At 45.6% G+C, this 17,614-nt stretch carries 18 protein-coding genes; 17 read left to right on the top strand and 1 reads right to left on the bottom strand.

Annotated elements, in window-relative coordinates:
* Nucleotides 1–300 precede the first annotated feature (300 nt).
* The 10 genes from AC4EHK_RS10550 to AC4EHK_RS10505 all read left to right on the top strand — a co-directional run bounded on the left by AC4EHK_RS10550 (nt 301) and on the right by AC4EHK_RS10505 (nt 10,295).
* Nucleotides 301–699, top strand: a complete 399-nt coding sequence (locus tag AC4EHK_RS10550; RefSeq protein WP_490978742.1) for a hypothetical protein — start codon at nt 301–303, stop codon at nt 697–699.
* Nucleotides 692–2,194, top strand: a complete 1,503-nt coding sequence (locus AC4EHK_RS10545; protein ID WP_490978741.1) for a VanW family protein — start codon at nt 692–694, stop codon at nt 2,192–2,194. The genes AC4EHK_RS10550 and AC4EHK_RS10545 overlap by 8 nt, the downstream gene beginning before the upstream one ends.
* Nucleotides 2,195–2,217: 23 nt before the next feature.
* A complete protein-coding gene (locus AC4EHK_RS10540; RefSeq protein ID WP_490978740.1) occupies nt 2,218–3,876 on the top strand; it encodes a GspE/PulE family protein in 1,659 nt (552 codons plus the stop codon).
* A gap of 4 nt (nt 3,877–3,880) precedes the next feature.
* Nucleotides 3,881–4,921 carry a type IV pilus twitching motility protein PilT gene (locus AC4EHK_RS10535; RefSeq protein WP_490978739.1) on the top strand — a complete coding sequence of 347 codons (1,041 nt, stop codon included), beginning with the start codon at nt 3,881–3,883 and terminating at the stop codon, nt 4,919–4,921.
* A 1-nt stretch (nt 4,922) separates the two neighbouring features.
* A complete protein-coding gene (locus AC4EHK_RS10530; RefSeq protein ID WP_490978738.1) occupies nt 4,923–6,134 on the top strand; it encodes a type II secretion system F family protein in 1,212 nt (403 codons plus the stop codon).
* Nucleotides 6,135–6,266: 132 nt separating this feature from the next.
* A complete protein-coding gene (locus tag AC4EHK_RS10525) occupies nt 6,267–6,758 on the top strand; it encodes a prepilin-type N-terminal cleavage/methylation domain-containing protein (RefSeq protein WP_490978737.1) in 492 nt (163 codons plus the stop codon).
* Between the two features lie 60 nt (nt 6,759–6,818).
* On the top strand, nt 6,819–7,745 hold the full coding sequence (gene pilM / locus AC4EHK_RS10520; RefSeq protein ID WP_490978736.1) for a type IV pilus biogenesis protein PilM: 927 nt from the start codon (nt 6,819–6,821) through the stop codon (nt 7,743–7,745).
* Between the two features lie 2 nt (nt 7,746–7,747).
* Complete coding sequence (locus AC4EHK_RS10515) at nt 7,748–8,503, top strand: PilN domain-containing protein (RefSeq protein WP_490978735.1); 756 nt, start codon at nt 7,748–7,750, stop codon at nt 8,501–8,503.
* Nucleotides 8,500–9,294 carry a pilus assembly protein PilO gene (locus AC4EHK_RS10510; RefSeq protein WP_490978734.1) on the top strand — a complete coding sequence of 265 codons (795 nt, stop codon included), beginning with the start codon at nt 8,500–8,502 and terminating at the stop codon, nt 9,292–9,294. Before AC4EHK_RS10515 ends, AC4EHK_RS10510 begins: the two co-directional genes overlap by 4 nt.
* Before the next feature lie 245 nt (nt 9,295–9,539).
* Nucleotides 9,540–10,295, top strand: a complete 756-nt coding sequence (locus AC4EHK_RS10505; protein WP_490978733.1) for a prepilin peptidase — start codon at nt 9,540–9,542, stop codon at nt 10,293–10,295.
* A gap of 40 nt (nt 10,296–10,335) precedes the next feature.
* On the opposite strand, the gene AC4EHK_RS10500 is transcribed toward AC4EHK_RS10505, so the two are convergent.
* A complete protein-coding gene (locus AC4EHK_RS10500; RefSeq protein WP_490978732.1) occupies nt 10,336–11,862 on the bottom strand; it encodes an AbgT family transporter in 1,527 nt (508 codons plus the stop codon).
* Between the two features lie 387 nt (nt 11,863–12,249).
* Between AC4EHK_RS10500 and AC4EHK_RS10495 the strand changes: the two genes are divergently transcribed.
* The 7 genes from AC4EHK_RS10495 (at nt 12,250) to minD (ending at nt 17,582) form a co-directional block, all read left to right on the top strand.
* Nucleotides 12,250–12,858, top strand: a complete 609-nt coding sequence (locus tag AC4EHK_RS10495) for a Maf family protein (protein WP_490978731.1) — start codon at nt 12,250–12,252, stop codon at nt 12,856–12,858.
* The gene (gene radC / locus AC4EHK_RS10490) at nt 12,852–13,544 is read left to right on the top strand and encodes a RadC family protein (RefSeq protein ID WP_490978730.1); all 693 of its coding nucleotides are present in this window, start codon (nt 12,852–12,854) and stop codon (nt 13,542–13,544) included. The genes AC4EHK_RS10495 and radC overlap by 7 nt, the downstream gene beginning before the upstream one ends.
* A 94-nt stretch (nt 13,545–13,638) precedes the next feature.
* Entirely contained in the window at nt 13,639–14,667 is a 1,029-nt protein-coding gene (locus AC4EHK_RS10485) for a rod shape-determining protein (RefSeq protein WP_490978729.1), read from the top strand.
* A gap of 13 nt (nt 14,668–14,680) precedes the next feature.
* Nucleotides 14,681–15,565, top strand: a complete 885-nt coding sequence (gene mreC, locus AC4EHK_RS10480; RefSeq protein WP_490978728.1) for a rod shape-determining protein MreC — start codon at nt 14,681–14,683, stop codon at nt 15,563–15,565.
* On the top strand, nt 15,562–16,092 hold the full coding sequence (gene mreD, locus AC4EHK_RS10475; protein ID WP_490978727.1) for a rod shape-determining protein MreD: 531 nt from the start codon (nt 15,562–15,564) through the stop codon (nt 16,090–16,092). Before mreC ends, mreD begins: the two co-directional genes overlap by 4 nt.
* Before the next feature lie 22 nt (nt 16,093–16,114).
* The gene (gene minC, locus AC4EHK_RS10470; RefSeq protein ID WP_490978726.1) at nt 16,115–16,780 is read left to right on the top strand and encodes a septum site-determining protein MinC; all 666 of its coding nucleotides are present in this window, start codon (nt 16,115–16,117) and stop codon (nt 16,778–16,780) included.
* Nucleotide 16,781: 1 nt separating this feature from the next.
* Nucleotides 16,782–17,582 (top strand): septum site-determining protein MinD, encoded by an 801-nt coding sequence (gene minD / locus AC4EHK_RS10465; RefSeq protein ID WP_490978725.1) that lies wholly within the window; start codon nt 16,782–16,784, stop codon nt 17,580–17,582.
* The last annotated feature ends 32 nt before the right edge of the window (nt 17,583–17,614 follow it).

Here is a 17,614-nt window from a genome sequence, read left to right as displayed (position 1 = left end):
TTATCCTGTCTTCGTGTGTAAAAAGTAACAAGAAAGCTTATTCGAAGTTAAACATACTGTTATATATACCATTTTCTTTTTATCTTGACTAGCTGATTTTATCAGATATTCTCATTTAAATAGGGAATAAGTAATAATAATTATTTTCAGTATACGCTATTATTTATACCACTTATCTTGTATTATAGCTATATCAGATGGGTTACTTTGACCGATTCTATTACTTTAATTTCCATATTAGAGGGAATACCAAATTAAAAATTTTATTAGTGAGTATTGCATCACACAGGAGGAGTTTAGATGGTCCGCGTTTTTATATTCATTATTGCCGCAACGGCAGTATTATCTATTGCCTATCTTTTAGGAAAAGGTGAAGACAAAAAGAAACGAATGATTTTACTTGGGGCAGGCATATTTGCTGCGGCAGTCGCTCTTTTCATTCAGGGAAGCTTTTCTTTATACCTTTCGCTGGCAGCAATAGTAGCGATTTCACTTATTGGAGCATTGGGCTATGCGAAATATCTTGAAAAAGAACAAGAAAAGGATCAACAGCTTGTCCAGGAGCGCAAGAGCAGAACCAGCAGAATTCAACCCCAACCGGAAGAATCACCTAAAAAACCAGTTCATGAGCCAATAGCCGACAAACCGTTCGGCATGCAGACCATTGCGGTAATCAGGGAGGAAAAGAAAGTTGAATAATCAAGTATTTGGAACGACATTTGTGACGATTTTTGCATCTGGCTTATTACTCTTCGGAGTAGCCAATGCAGGGTCGGCAGCTGTTGATAAATGGCTATTCCCATCAGAAGAATTTGGAAATAATACGTACATCGGAACAACAAATGTTTCCAATATGGAAGTGGCGAGTGCCATGGCACAGTTTTCTGGTGCTACCGAAACGTGGAAACAGTCATCCGAGCTATTGGTGACCTATCAAGATGCAATGGCTAATTATCCGCTTGATGATGCCGAGATTTTATTAGAAGAAACAGCTCAGCAGGCACAGTCGGGTGTGCAAAATAATTTCATCTATGATCTTCAAAGCAGAACAACTGAACGGTTTTTAGCGGAAAACTTTCCGCAAGCAGAATTTTCTGCTTCGGAAGCCGAAGTACTTACCGTAAAACTGGAGCGGGCACTTCAATCAGGGCTTGAGCAAACGCATGTGACCATCAGCGATGATTCACTTACCATCGATCGTGAAACGGTAGCTGAAGTGGTTTTCCCAAGAAGCCCTTCTAGTGAAGCAGCAATAGCTGTCGTGGCTGCGATCAATGAAATCCAGATTGCACCAGGTGCAAGTTTTTCATTTTTGGACTTTGTTAATGAAGGCAATTTTATTGGTATGACAAACAGTGAACTAACTGAAATCGCTTCAGCAATTTACTCAGCAGTGCTTCAAACAAACTTTAAAATAGAAGAACGCAGTATTGGAACTGAAATTCCAGACGAAATTCCAGTTGGCCAAGAAGCGGCGATTAATCTTGAACTGGGGATCGATTTGGTGTTTTCCAACCCCAACGCCAGTTCGTTTACTTTAAATACAGCATTTGAGGGCGATTCTTTAACGGCTTCATTGACCGGCTTTCCATTTGTTTATGACTATGTGGTATTGACAGGCGCGAAAGAAACTGTTCAACCACGCCTAGTTAAGCAGTACAGCGCATTTGTTACAAGTGGTATTGCGGTAGATGAAGCGGGAAGCGAAGGGGTCCGGCTCGAAATGATTCGTTCGGTACTATCAGAAGGAGAAGAACTGGAGTCTGAAACGATATCAACCGATTTTTACCCACCTGTTAACCGAGTTGAAATTTATCCATTAATCTCACCACCTGTAGAAACGGTTCCAACTGAAAACGCTGATGGAGTGACGGAAGATCCAACAGGTGGTTCCACAGACGGTTCGACAGAAGGTGAAACTCCAAATGATGGCCAAGCATCAACGGATTCTCCAAATGGAAATACGGATACGGGTTCTGGAACGACAGGCGGACAAAATTCTTCTGGAGGCAATCCATCCACCGGATCAGGTAACGGAAATACCAATACTGGTTCTGGAACAGGAAACACAGGGTCAGGAGCAGGGAATAATTCTTCAGGTCAAGAAACTGGCAGTTCAACTCCGGATTCAAATAACAATTCAGGGTCTGACCAACCGGTTTACGATAAAGGCGGAAATTTAGTCCATCCGTAATCGATTTTAAGGAGGAGAAAGGATTGGCGAAAATACGCAAGCGGCTAGGCGACATTCTGGTTGATCATGGACTGTTGACACAGTCAGACCTGGATGAGGCGCTCAATACGAAAAAAGCAGAGCAAAAAATAGGGGATGCTCTTCTCCAACGGGGACTGATCACCGAACAACAGCTGATTGAAACACTTGAAGTGCAGCTGGGCATTCCGCACGTTTCGCTTTTCCGTTATCCTTTTGACAAAAACCTGTTTAATATGGTGCCAAAGGAAATGGCGAAGCGCAATCAGCTGGTGCCATTAAAAATAGAAGGCGACAAATTATTTGTGGCCATGACCAACCCGATGGACTATATCACAATTGATGACTTGCGGTTGACGACCGGCTTTCAAATTCAGCCGGCCATCGCCTCTAAAGAAGATGTCACGAAAACCATCTCCAAATACTATGATGAAGAATCCTTTGACGAATTTATCGTTGATTTGCCTGAGAGAACCCAAGAACAACAAGAAGATATGGGCGACTTGGATGCCCCAATTGTCCGCTTGGTCAGCCAAATTCTTTCCACCGCCGTATCGCTGAAAGCCAGTGATGTGCACATGGATCCACAGGAAAATCGTGTATTGATCCGTTACCGGATTGATGGATCGCTTCGTACAGAGCGAGTCTTGCCAAAAGCGATGCAAGGGATGATCACGGCACGGATCAAAATATTGGCGAATCTTGATATTACAGAAAGCCGCATTCCACAAGATGGCCGCATCAAGACGAATGTAGACACGCGACCGATCGATTTGCGTGTCTCTTCATTGCCGACCGTATACGGTGAGAAAATTGTTATGCGGATCCTCGATTTGAGTGCCAACTTGACCGATATTTCCAAGCTTGGCTTCAGCAAGTTGAACATGGAACGTTTTATGCGTGAAATTGATAAACCAAACGGCATTATTTTAATTTCCGGTCCGACGGGCTCTGGTAAATCGTCTACACTTTATGCTGCGTTAAACAAACTAAATAGTGAAGAAGTCAACATCATCACTGTCGAAGACCCAGTTGAATATCAGCTGGAAGGCATTAACCAAATTCAAGTGAATACAAATGTCGGATTGACCTTTGCGGCAGGGCTTCGTTCGATTCTCCGTCAAGACCCGGACATTGTCATGGTCGGGGAAATTAGGGATAAAGAAACAGCGGACATCTCCATACGTGCTTCGCTTACCGGCCATTTAGTATTGAGTACCATTCACACCAATGATTCCATCGCGTCGATTACGCGTTTAATGGATATGGGCATCGAGCCGTTTTTGGTAACAGCTTCGCTTAATGCCGTTGTGGCACAGCGCCTGATTCGCAGAGTGTGCCGAGATTGTCGGGAAATTCACCAGGCGACTGACCGAGAAAAACACATTTTTGAAAAACGAGGCTTGACGATTGATACCATTGCACGTGGAAGCGGTTGTTCCCAGTGCAACATGACCGGCTACCGTGGACGTATGGCCATTCATGAAGTGCTGGTTGTTGATGAAGAAATAAAAGACATCATCAACCGCAACGGTACGGCTGGGGAAATACGCGAAGTAGCCATGAAAAACAAGACAATTTTCCTGATTGACGATGGCCTATCAAAAGTGAAGGAGGGCATGACGACAACAGAAGAAGTTCTGCGCGTTGCCATGATGGACTAAACCTATGCCTACTACCTATATCGATGAAATATTAACCGCAGCCAGTAAACTGGACGTATCAGATATTCACTTAACCGCAGGAATTCCACCGGTTTTCCGGATGAATGGAGAACTTCAACGATACGGAGACACAATCGTTACCCCAGATCAAACAAAAGAAATCAGTGAAGCACTGGTTCCCGAGAAGGCATGGGAAGCATTTCAGTTAAAAGGCGAAATGGATTATTCGTATTCTTTGCCGGGGGTTGCGAGATACCGGGTGAACTCGTTTCAACAGCGCGGATCCGTATCGCATGCGTTCCGTGCCATTTCTGCAGGAGTTCCAACGATCGACCAATTGAAAATGCCTGGCATACTAAAGACACTAGCGGAAACCCATCAAGGTTTGATTTTGGTAACTGGACCAACGGGGTCTGGTAAATCAACCACTTTGGCCGCGATGATTCGCCATATAAACGAAACGATGACCAAGCACATTATCACGCTTGAAGATCCGATTGAGTACTTGCATCGGCACGGCAGCTCGATCATCAACCAGCGGGAAATTGGTTTTGACACCAATTCGTTTTCCAATGGCTTGCGGGCCGCTTTGCGCCAAGACCCGGATGTGATTTTGGTCGGGGAAATGCGTGACTTGGAAACAATCACCACCGCCATTACCGCAGCTGAAACCGGACATTTGGTAATGGCGACGCTCCACACATCCAGTGCTGCCTCGACCATTGAGCGGATCATTGATGTATTTCCAGCTGGCCAGCAAGCTCAAATCCGGACGCAGCTCGGTGGTGTTTTAAAAGCGGTGGTTTCCCAGCGACTGCTGCCAAAAGCAGACGGCAAAGGACGTATCGCTGCAACAGAAATAATGATCAATAACACTGCCGTTGCGAACTTGATCCGCACCGAAAAAGTACATCAAATTCCAAACGTTATCTTAACGAATCGATCATCAGGCATGCATATGATGTCAACATCCATTCAGGAACTTCTGACGAGCGGAAAAATTACTCGCCAAATCGCTCACCCTTACCTGAAAGGGGAAGAGTAACATGGCGCGATTTAAATACGAAGGCCGCGACACGAAGAAAGTAAGAAGCGGATTTGTTACTGCCGCCAATCGCAGGGAAGCGATCATTAAGTTGCGTGATGATGGTGTTAAAGTAATCGACATAAAAGAAATTGAAACGACAGCGCTCCAAAAGGACATCACACTTGGCAACCCGGTCAAACGTGATCAGTTCATCATGTTCCTGCGCCAGTTTTCTACCTTGATGCGTGCCGGTGTAACGATCGTCGATACGATTCGCATTTTGTCGCAGCAAGTTGAATCAAAAGCATTGGGCAAAACACTTGCGATCGTTGAAGATGAGCTGCGAAAAGGCAATACGTTATCGGATAGCTTGGCAAAGCACCCGAAAATTTTTGAACCTTTAACAATCAATCTGATTAAAGCTGGAGAAATGTCAGGGAACATCGACGAATCTTTGGACCGATTGGCAACGCATTACGACAAAGCCTACCAAACGAGACAAAAAGTTATTTCGGCGATGTCTTATCCGGCAATTGTAGGCTTTTTGGCAATTGGTGTAGTAATCTTTCTTTTGGCAACGATCGTCCCCATGTTTGTAGACATGTTCGAAGGATTTGGTGGAGAACTTCCGTTATTAACGCAGGTGGTTATGCAAGCGAGTGACTTTACTATCAGTTACTGGTACTTGCTTGTCGCCGCATTTCTCGTAATGGCAGTGTTGTTTTGGTTGATGAAGCGCAATAAAAGAGGACGAATGGCGTTGGATACCATTTTACTGAAACTTCCGGTGTTCGGGAAAATTTTCAAAAAATCGGCTTTGGCCCGATTGACGCGTACCTTGAGTTCGTTGTTTTCCAGTTCAGTCCCGATTTTACAGGCAATGACCATGGTTGAAAAAGTGGTCGACAATGCCGTGATGTCGAAAGTGCTGCTGGAGTCACGCGACTCGCTGGAAAGAGGGGGATCGCTAACAGAACCGATGCGCAACCATTGGGCATTTCCGCCGTTGATTCCCCATATGATTTCAATTGGTGAACAGACAGGATCACTCGATCACATGTTGCTGAAAGTTGCGGAGTTTTATGAAAAAGAAGTGGATGCAGAAACGGATCGCTTAAAAGCACTTATTGAGCCATTAATGATCGTATTGCTTGCTGCATTGGTCGGGACTATAGTCCTTTCTATCATGCTTCCGATGTTTGAAATGTTTAATAATGTGGATAATTTGTAGTCTTTTTAGAGTGGTCTATTAAAAATATTTTACAATAAAACAAGAAACTGCTCTTGCTATAACTATGACTTTTGTTATAATTAAGCTGTACTCATAGTAGTGCTAAATAGTAAAAAAATGGAGGAAAGAAAAATGAAAAAGTTTTTAAAGAGCAAGTTGAACAATGAAAAAGGTATGACATTGATCGAGCTTTTAGCCGTTATCGTAATCATCGCGATTATCGCTGCAATAGCTATTCCAGCGATTGGGAATATTATTGAGAATAGCCGTTATAGTGCTGTTAAAGCAGATGCAACCAATGTATTAAATGCTGCACAACTTTATTACACTGAAAATCCTCAAGGCCCACAACCAGCTACAACGGGAGGTGCTGCAACTAGTTTAACAGTAACAATTTTAAAGGCTGATGGTTTTCTTGAAAGTGAAGGTGAAATTCCAACAGGTGCTACTATCGCAAGAGTTTCTACTACTACGGCAAACACATTAGAATTATCTACAGCAGCTATACCATTTTCGGGATCTAAAACTGTTACCTTTACTGGCGCAACAATTAATGAAATTAATGGCGATACTGTTAGAGGAAGCTCGTCAGGAAATAAAATTATTGGAGTAACAACTCCATAGAATTTTGACATAACTATATCTACAAAATATTAAGCAATTAACATCCTAGGAGCTGAAAAAATGGCCTTACCGTTTTTATCGAAAAAAGCACGCGTCGTGACAATTACTATAGAAGAAGATGCCATTCGGTATGTAGAGCTGAAATCTGCAGAACCGCTCTCGATCAGCCAGGCGGAAGAGATGGCTCTTCCGGCCGGGATTATCAGAGATGGCGAAATTGTCGACGTGGATGCGCTTGGATCGATACTCGGTGAGGCTGTCAATCAGTGGGGTCTCTCTAAGAAGTCAGTCCGATTCCTCGCCCCTGACGAATTCGTTATCATCCGCAAAGTCACATTTCCCCAAGGTGTGAAAGTTGATGAGCTGAAGGGCCATTTCTTTATTGAAATCGGTTCGACGCTTTATCTGCCTTTCGAAGATCCAGTGTTTGACGTTGTGCCTTACAACGACAATGCTGAAGTGCTGATCATCGCTTCAAAAGAATCCGTCGTTAACTCGTATGAACAATTGTTTGACCAAGCCAAAATGAAAGCCGCAGTAGCGGATATTACGCCGCTCGCTTTGTACCGTTTGGCTTATCTGCAGCACGATTTTGATGAAGAAGAGCATGTCATGATGATCGACCTTCAATCAAAGAAAATGACTGTTTCTATTTTTCATGCGCATTATCCATTGTTTATGCGTCCGGTTGAATTGAATTTGGCTGAAGAAGAGTTTACGGATCCAGATATGTTTATTGAAGAAATTGAAACGGAAGCTGAAAAGTTGGGCAATTTTTATCGCTACAGCATGAACGCAGGAGAAGCGGGCATTACGAAAGTAGTCTGCAATGGCCTGAGAGATTGGCCGGAACTGCAGTCAAGGCTTGAAAAGCGTTTGAATGTACCGGTTTATCCGATCGTTATGAAACCCATCCCTTCCGAATTAAGCGACAGCATTCCTGAACGTTTTAACCGTGCCATCGGTTTAGCCCTGAAAGAGGTGTAAGCATGTTAGTAGATATTAATTTATTGCCGCAAAAAGAGCGGGAACGTCCCGTTATCCTTTTTGCGGCAATTGGGATTTTATTAGCGGCTGTTATAATATGGGCGATCTTTTTCTTTCTGGCACAGTCACAAACCGATCAGCAGGCAGCTGCCAATGCAGAATATACGCAAGTGGCTGCCCAAAGTGCAGCCATCCGCACCCAACTGGAAGCTTCTATCGGACTGAACGATGAGCAGCAGTTGCAGGCCACTGTCGATTGGGCAGAAGGCTATCAATTTGATACCGTGCCGTTGCTGGGTGACCTTGTGTCAAGGCTCCCGGAACGCGGATTTTTTGATTCGTTTTCATTCGTTCAACCGAACCTTGCAACATTAACGATTCAATTTGATACATCTCGCGAAGCGGCATATTACTTGGCCCAGTTAAAAGCTTCAGCGTTTTTGGAGTCGGCCCAGTTGGATTCTGTCACCAATGAAGAATTGGATGCGGAGACAGAAACGGATCCAAATACAGGGACTGCAGAAGAAATCATTGAAAATCCACGCTACTTGGCTACGTACAGCCTGGTTTATGTCGATGAGCGTTTGCCGGAAGAAGCAACGGTCAATGCAGATGGCACGGTAACAGAGGTGCCGGCAACAGAAGATGAGGTTCCGGTAACTGAAGAAGTACCAGTTGAAGAAGAGGTGCCTGTAACAGAAACCCCGGTTGAAGAAACGGAAACGGCTCCTGCAGAAACTGAGGTGGATGTGCAATGAGCAGTTTAACAAAACGCCAAAAAGAAATGGCATTGATCATATTAGCGGTTCTTTTGTTGGCCGGTAGCGCAGCGTTTTCTTATTTTTCGTTGTATGTGCCGGCAAGAGATGCACGCGTCCAGTCTGAGCAATTGCTTACTTCGGAAAAAGAAGTGCTGATGGCTTTAGAGGCACAGCAGGAAGCAGCACCGCCAACCGAAAAAATCAGCACACGAGACTTGCAGCGACAAGTTTCGGTAGAACCGTTGACAGATTTGATTTTGTTGCAAGTCGAACAAGCTGAGCTGATTTCAGAAACCTTGGTTACATCAGTCAATTTTACAGAGGCACCAGTTACATTGCTTCAGCCAGTTGAAGGGTTGGAAAGTATTCAAGAAGTTGTAGCGGCTATTGAATTTAATGCAGTGGACTATAACAGCATTATTACCTTTATTGAAGAAATTGAGGAAATGGAACGGATTATGGTGGTCGGCGCAATTGATTTTGCTGCTAACCCGGAGCTTACTCGGGCAGATCAGCTTGGCGAACCGTTGACAGTGTCCGTATCGTTTTCAGCCTATTACCGGCCAGATCTAGTGGCGTTAGCGGATACCCAGCTGAAAGTCGATTCTCCAGCGCCGGCCAATAAGATAAATCCTTTGCCGCAAAATGATGGCACCAGCTTAGTCGCACCCGAAATAGTACCTGAAGAAACCACAGAAGTCGAAACGCAGATTACAACTGATGATCCTGATACAGAAGTAAATGTGGAAGTCGATGTCGAAGAAAGTGAAGAAACGTCCGCTCAATAATAAATGAAAGAGAGAAATCATTGTGATTTCTCTCTTTTTGGTAGAGCTGGGTTGGCTGGCTCTTTCTGCAAACAAAAGGATGTATCGCGCAAACAAACGACTTTATTCTGCAAACAACAGACGATATCCCGCAAACAAACTAAGATTTCCCGCAAATAAAATCCAGTATTCCGCAAACAACGGCTCGGATGACCTCTTTTCGTCTCCGAAAAGGGTCGCTAAAAACTATAGCAAAGAGGGTTCTTATGGTTCTGACGTATTCAATATTTATATCCTTGTTTGGGCTCGTGTTCGGCTCGTTTTTCAATGTGGTCGGCTTGCGTGTGCCGAAAAAAGAATCGATTGCTTATCCGCCATCCCATTGCACCAATTGCCAGCGGCGTTTAACGGCAATTGATTTGGTGCCGGTCTTTTCATATTTATTCCTAAAGGGCCAATGCAGAACGTGCGGCTCGAAGATTCATTGGATTTATCCATTAATGGAAGCAATCACCGCGATTTTATTCGTGGCGTCGTATTTGGTGTTTGGGTTTACGCCAGAATTGATCGTGGCCATCCTGTTTGTTTCGATGCTGGTGATTATCACTGTGTCGGACATCGCTTATATGCTGATTCCCGACAAAGTGCTCTTGCCGTTTGCAGTCGTGCTGCTCGGACTGCGCTTTGTGATTCCGCTTGATCCGTGGTGGGACAGCCTGCTCGGTGCTGCAGTTGGATTTTTGCTGCTGTTCTTAATTGCAGTCGTGTCAAAAGGCGGGATGGGCGGCGGCGACATCAAGCTCTTTTTTGTGATCGGCCTTGTGCTTGGAATAGCCGGTACGCTGATGACCTTGTTCTTTGCTTCGTTTATTGGAGCAATTGTCGGCATTATCCAGCTTCGCGTGACGAAACAAGGGCGCAAAACCCCCATACCGTTTGGCCCATCCATTGCAGCTGCAGCGATCATCGTCTATTTCTGGGGCGACGGCATGCTCGACTGGTATTGGAATATGTTGATGTAAAAAAAGCTCAAGGAGATGTCCCTTGAGCTTTTTTCTTGCTTTAATTTGAATAAAAAATAGGTGAAGCCGGACCGAGGTCGAGACCGAACAGCATCCAAACGATCAACATCAATGACCAGATGATCATGAAGAAAATGGAGTATGGGAACATGACCGAAATCAACGTGCCGATGCCCATTTTCTTATCGTATTTCTGGGCAAAGGCGATGACGATTGCAAAATACGTCATCAGCGGCGTGATGATGTTCGTTGACGAGTCAGCGATGCGGTAAGCCATCTGCGTCAGTTCAGGCGAATAGCCAAGCTGCATCATGATCGGCACGAACACGGGCGCCATCATGGCCCATTTCGCAGAAGCTGAACCGATAAACAGATTGATGATTCCAGTGACAAGGACAAAGCCAAGGATCAGTGGAATGCCTGTCAAGTTGGCGGCTTCCAATACTTCGGCGCCATATACACCGAGTACCATGCCGATGTTGGATTCTGTGAAATAAGCGACAAATTGGCCAGCGGTAAATGCCAAGACGATGAACATCCCCATGGTTGCCATTGTGTCCGTCAAATGTGCGGCGACGTCTTTGTCGCTGCGGATGTCTTTAGTAGCGATGCCATAAAACAATCCTGGGATAAAGAACAGGAGTGTGATGATCGGCACCAATGAACTCATAAATGGCGACTGGACAATGCCGCCGTCTTCGGCACGCAAAATGCCGTTTTCAGGAACAATTAACAGCGCAGTAAGAATGATTCCAACCAACGCGGAAATTCCAGCCCATAGGAGGCCTTTTTTTTCTTCGGCAGTCAATCCTTTCAATTCTTCACGGTATTGGCCGTGGTATTCACCAAGGCGCGGTTCAACCACTTTTTCCGTAACGACTGCGCCAACAATGGTCAACAGAAAGACGGAAGCAATGATGAAGTAATAATTCATCGCAATGTTCATGCCTTCCGCATAAGTAGGGTCGATGATGGCAGCTGCAGCAATGGTCATTTCACCAAGCATGGCGTCTGTTGCCGACAGCAGCAGGTTCGCTGAGAATCCAGCAGAAACTCCGGCAAATGCGGCAGCGAGACCAGCCAGTGGATGGCGCCCGAGCGCTGCGAAAATAACTGCGCCAAGCGGGGGAAGGACGACATAGCCGGCGTCAGAAGCTACACTTGACATAATTCCGGCAAAGACAAGACCTCCCGTGATCAAAAACTTCGGAACGGATAGGACAAATGCCCGCAAGACAGCACTGATGAGTCCTGTACGTTCCGCAATTCCGATACCGAGCATCGTAACCAAGACTACACCCAATGGTGCAAATCCAATAAAGTTGTCGACCATGCTGGCGAATATGTACTGAATCCCTTCGGCGTTCAGCAAGTTGTTCACCTCGATGATTTCGCCTTCTTGCCCAGGGTGTTCGACCGTGATGCCAATCGCCGAGACGATGGCTGAAACCACGAGGACGGCAAATGCCAGCAAGGCAAACAAAGTTACCGGATGCGGAAGCTTATTGCCGATAAATTCGATGCGGTCCAATGATTTTTGAAATAATCCTTTGCGCTTTGTCTTCAAAAAGACAGCTCCTTTACTTAAGAATTGGGTGAAAATCATTAATACTTTATTTCATAATAATAATTTTCAAAAATTAATAGACAGTTTTCATTATAAAGGCTCGTTTATTCAAAATAAATCATTCTCGAAAAGTGCTAATAATGCTAATTTTGAATAATGTTTATATTTATTTGTAAATGATCTCGAAACCTTGTCTGGTCAGTCACGGCAAGATAATCGGCAGCAAAGTAAATATGAACTTTAGAAGGCGAAAACTAGTGGATCACAGAAAAATGACAGGGCAAAAATGAGATTTAGAAGTGCAATACGTCGCAAAAATGAGTTTTCACAGTTTGTTGAGTACTTAGTGGAATGATATGATGCTAGAAAAAAGGAGAGAATCCATCTATGAAATTCCAATCTGATTTCCCCATTATTTTAGCTTCCCAATCTCCGCGCCGCCAGGAACTGCTCGGACTGCTCGGCGTGGACTTTGCAGTCGTGCCGAGTACGAAGGATGAACCCGATCCCGGCCAGTTTCCAACAGCACTTGGCTACGTGCTGGCATGTGCTGAACAAAAAGCGCAGGAAGTGGCACAAGGTAACAGGGAGGCTGTGGTTATTGGCTCGGATACAATTGTTGTATGCGACAGCGAAATTTTACTGAAGCCCAAAAGCACCGCGCAGGCAAAACGCTATTTGCAAAAACTGTCTAATCGCACCCACCAAGTCATAACGGCCGTGACGGTGATGCAGGGAGACAACAAGCTGTCGTTTCATGAAACGGTTGACGTAACGTTTTATAACTTGCCGGAAGCTTGGATTGATTTATACATAAGTACGGAAGATCCATACGACAAAGCAGGCGCATACGGCATCCAAACGGTATCGGGTCTGTTTGTCCAAAAAATTCAAGGCGATTACAATGCGGTAGTCGGTTTGCCGATTGCAGGGCTGACGCAAAAGCTGGCAGCTGCTGGAATTATTTTCTTGGAGGGGAGCAGTGTAGAATGCTAAACGAAGCCCCATTGATGATCCGCGATGTGCATATTGCCGACCGTCCCCGCGAGCGTTTGGTCAACCAAGGCGCTGCCTCCTTGTCTAATCAAGAGCTGATCGCCATTCTGTTGCGTACGGGGAGTAAACAAGAGTCGGTCTTGCATTTGGCGAACCGGGTGATGACTCATTTCGAGCAAATTCAGGAATTGAAAAGCGCCACCATTGAAGAAATGGTGGCGATCAATGGCATCGGGCAGGCGAAAGCAGTACAGTTGCTTGCGGCAGTTGAGCTTGGCAGACGCTTGTCCTCGAAACAAACCGATACAAAATTCACGATCCGTTCTCCAAAAGATGCGGCTTCATATTTAATGTCCGACATGACCTCACTCAAACAAGAGCATTTCGTCGTGTTGTTCCTCAATATCAAAAACCAGGTGATGCACCGGCAGACGATTTTTGTCGGAAGCTTGAATGCCTCCATTGTCCATCCACGCGAAATTTTCCGTGAAGCCGTACGCCGTTCTTCGGCTTCCATTGTCTGTGCCCATAATCACCCTTCCGGCAATCCGGCGCCTTCGCCGGAAGACATTGACGTCACTAAACGGCTTGTCGAAGCTGGCAGCATTATTGGCATAGAACTGCTTGACCACGTTATTATCGGCGACCACCAATTCGTTTCCTTAAAAGAAAAGGGGTTCATGTAGCACTGTTTATTTTTTTTCTTTTCGTCTATAATGAGTGATATTGTGTCAACGCAATTGCCGAAATATCGGCTTGTTACAGAAAGGAAGAAACTCCGTGTTTGGATTTGGTTCAAAAAATATTGGAATTGATTTAGGTACTGCAAATACATTGGTGTATGTTAAAGGCAAAGGAATCGTTCTTCGCGAACCTTCCGTTGTCGTTAAAAATAAAAAAACTGGCGAAATTGTGGCAGTCGGCAGCCAGGCGAAAAACATGATGGGGCGCACCGCAAGTACAATTACGGCCATTCGTCCGATGCGCGATGGTGTCATTGCCGATTACGACACAACCTTGGCGATGATTAAACATTACTTGGTCGAAGCTTCCAAAGCAGCCGGCAGCAAATGGAAAAGTGGAACGGTAATGATTTGTGTTCCTTACGGCATTACTTCTGTTGAACGGCGTGCAGTTTTGAATGCTGCCAGAGGTGCTGGAGCGAGTGAGGCATATACAATTGAAGAGCCCTTCGCAGCGGCAATTGGAGCAGATTTGCCAGTATGGGAACCTATGGGCAGTATGGTCGTCGATATTGGAGGCGGAACTACGGAAGTAGCGGTTATTTCACTGGGCGGCATCGTTTCGAGTGAATCGATTCGCGTTGCGGGTGATGCACTGGATATGGAAATTACTCAGTATGTCCGTAAAACATACAACGTGTTGATCGGCGAACGAACAGCCGAAGCGCTGAAACTTGGCATTGGCTCTGCGCGTATCATGGAACCGTCTGAACAGGGCGTGACGATGGAAATTCGCGGACGCGACTTGTTGACCGGTTTCCCGAAAACACTGAATGTCACGTCCGAAGAAATTGCGGGTGCTTTAAGTGAATCGGTTGCGGCCATTGTGGCTGGTGTCAAAGCGACGCTGGAACAGACACCGCCTGAGTTGAGTGCAGACGTTATGGAAAACGGCATAGTTTTGACAGGTGGAGGCGCATTGTTGAAAAACCTTGATCGCGTCATCTCAGCTGAAACGTCCATGCCGGTGTTCATCGCCGAAAATCCTTTGGACTGTGTCGCACTTGGCACGGGCAAGGCTTTAGAAAACATGGACCAATTCCGCCGCCAGATATCAATCAAATAAGGAGGATGGCGACATGCCAAAGCTTTTAACGAACAAGCGGCTTATTTTGCTGCTGTTGGGTGTCATCCTGCTCGTAGCCCTCATTTCTTTTTCGCTCCGTGACCGCAGCAATGTATCGCTCCCGGAACAAATCATAAAAGATGCTGTTGGAGCCGGGCAGTCGGTGTTTTCGCGCCCTGCTCATTTTGTAACTGGAATTTTTGATAATGTCGATTCCTTGCTGAATACATTTGAAGAAAACCAGCATTTGAAAACGCGCTTAGAGGAGTTTGCAAGCGTGCAGGCTGAAGTAAAAGACTTGCGCTCTGAAAATGAAGAACTCAATCAACTTGTTGGAAAAGAAGAAGATTTGCGAGATTACAACCCAATCCAGGCCACCGTCATTGCACGAAATCCGGATCAATGGGAAGAAAAAATCATTTTAAACCGTGGTTCCAACCAAGGCGTGGCGGAAAACATGGCTGTCATGACTGCCAGCGGCCTCATTGGCAAAGTGACGTTGACAACGCCGACGACTTCCACTGTCGAATTGATTTCCACGCTTAATCCGAACTACCGGGTATCGGCGATGGTCGTGGGTGGAGACAACGACGTTTTTGGTTTGATCGAAGGCTATGATGCCGAACGCCGCGAACTTTTATTGAAGCGGATTGATGCCGATATCGAATTGAATGAAGGCGACCAAGTCATCTCCAGCGGGCTGGGCGGCATTTTTCCAAAAGGCATTTTGGTCGGCACCATTACTGAAATCACTATCGATGAATTTGGCTTGACGCAGCTTGCTTACGTTAAACCGGCTGCAGACTTTTCTTTATTGAACCATGTGATCATCGCGGACCGGGTAATGCCGGAAGTGGACGGTGAAGACAATGGCGTGACAGGAGACGATGAATCATGATCCGTTTCCTTATCCCGTTGATCTGCCTCGTCCTGTTTTTCATGGAACCGGTTTTCGGCCTTTTTTCACCTTTGAACATTGATGGAGAGTTGAATTACATTGTGCCGCGCTTTCTTATTATGTTCCTCATTTTCCTGACGCTTTACTATGACTTGAAGCATGCGATGTTTTATGGATTATTTTTCGGGCTCTTGTATGATGTCTTTTACATTGATATTATTGGATTATATTCTTTCTTGTATCCAGCCATTTGCCTCGTGGCGTCGTTTGTCTTCAAGCGGATTCCGCAGAATTTGCTGACAGCGACAGTGCTGACGCTTGCTTTATTGGCGATATTTGAATTTGTGCTTTACCAGTTTTTTCTGCTGATTTCATTAACAGGAATGCCGCTTGGCACATTTTTGTCCACACGGCTTTGGCCGACAATGGTCGCCAATTCGATTTTCCTGGTGATGCTCGGCTGGGTGTTCAAGTCAATAATTGTTACGCAGCTGTCAGAGCGTGACAATAAGATAGGGTTATATTAATGAAAGCGCAGGTGACACATTTTTGAAGAATCTCGTTACGATTAAAGGGAAAAATAAAGGGCTTGTGCTGTATTTAGATGATCAGTGTGCGTATACGGATCTATTGGCCGAGCTAAAGGCAAAGGTGTCGGATCCTGCGCTTGACAGTGATACCGAAGTCACGATCCACCTGAATAAGCGCTATTGCACAGACAGCCAAATTCAGGAATTGAGCGAGTCGGTCCAAACCAATCCACATTTAAAAGTCGTTTCGACGACCAGCGACATCCTGACTGTTGAACAAAGCGATCAAATGATCCTTGAACGCCAATCGGAAACTTACGTTGGCATCGTGCGCTCCGGGCAAGTCATCAAAGCCGAAGGCGATTTGGTCGTCATTGGAGATGTGAATCCGAACGGCCGGGTTGAAGCAGGCGGCAGCGTATACGTTCTCGGCCGGTTAAAAGGCGCTGCGCATGCGGGGACAAAAGGCAATCGCGACGCAGTTATTGCAGCGTCTTGGCTCGAAGCAACGCAATTGAAAATCGATGACGAATTGGAAACCATGACGGACGAGTTGTCCAGTTTATCAGAGCAGCCGGAAATGGAATGCGCTTATTTACATACAAACGGCACTATTATTATTGACCGTTTGCAGGAATTGCGGTTTATCCGTCCGCAAATTTCAACGTTTAAAGGAGGAAGCTAGTGTGGGAGAAGCTATCGTAATTACATCAGGCAAGGGAGGCGTCGGTAAAACGACGACAACCGCCAACCTCGGCACTGCATTGGCTCTTCAAGGGAAAAAAGTATGCTTGATCGATACTGATATTGGATTGCGTAACCTCGACGTCATCTTAGGTCTTGAAAATCGCATCATCTATGATTTGATTGACGTACTCGAAGGCCGCTGCAAAGTACACCAGGCGCTCGTTAAAGACAAGCGTTTTGAAGATATGCTGTACCTGTTGCCAGCCGCACAAACGGCTGACAAAAACGACGTCAACCCGGAACAGATGAAAGAATTGGTGACGGAACTGAAAAAAGACTATGATTTTGTCATTATCGATTGCCCAGCCGGCATCGAGCAAGGCTATAAAAATGCGGTTGTTGGAGCAGACCATGCTATCGTCGTTACGACACCGGAAATTTCTGCAGTCCGCGACGCTGACCGCATCATCGGCTTGCTTGAGCTGGAAGAAAACATCGACGCACCGCGTTTGATCATCAACCGCATTCGTCCGCATTTGATGAAAGCGGGAGAAGCGCTGGACGTCAATGAAATTACCACTCACTTATCCATTGATTTGTTGGGCATCATCGCAGACGACGAACGCGTCATCTCGAGCTCCAACAAAGGCGAACCGATTGTTATGGATCCATCAAACACGGCGGCACTTGGCTACCGCAACATTGCGCGCCGCTTGCTCGGTGAATCAGTGCCACTCATGAGCATGGAAAAAGCACCGCCAAGCTTGTTTACCAAAATCAAAGCTGTTTTCACAAAATAAGATCATTTGAGCCTCCGCTGTGAAAGCGGGGG

The organism is Planococcus sp. TJ-307, from assembly GCF_058268435.1.
This window is presented reverse-complemented; position numbering and strand designations above follow the sequence as displayed.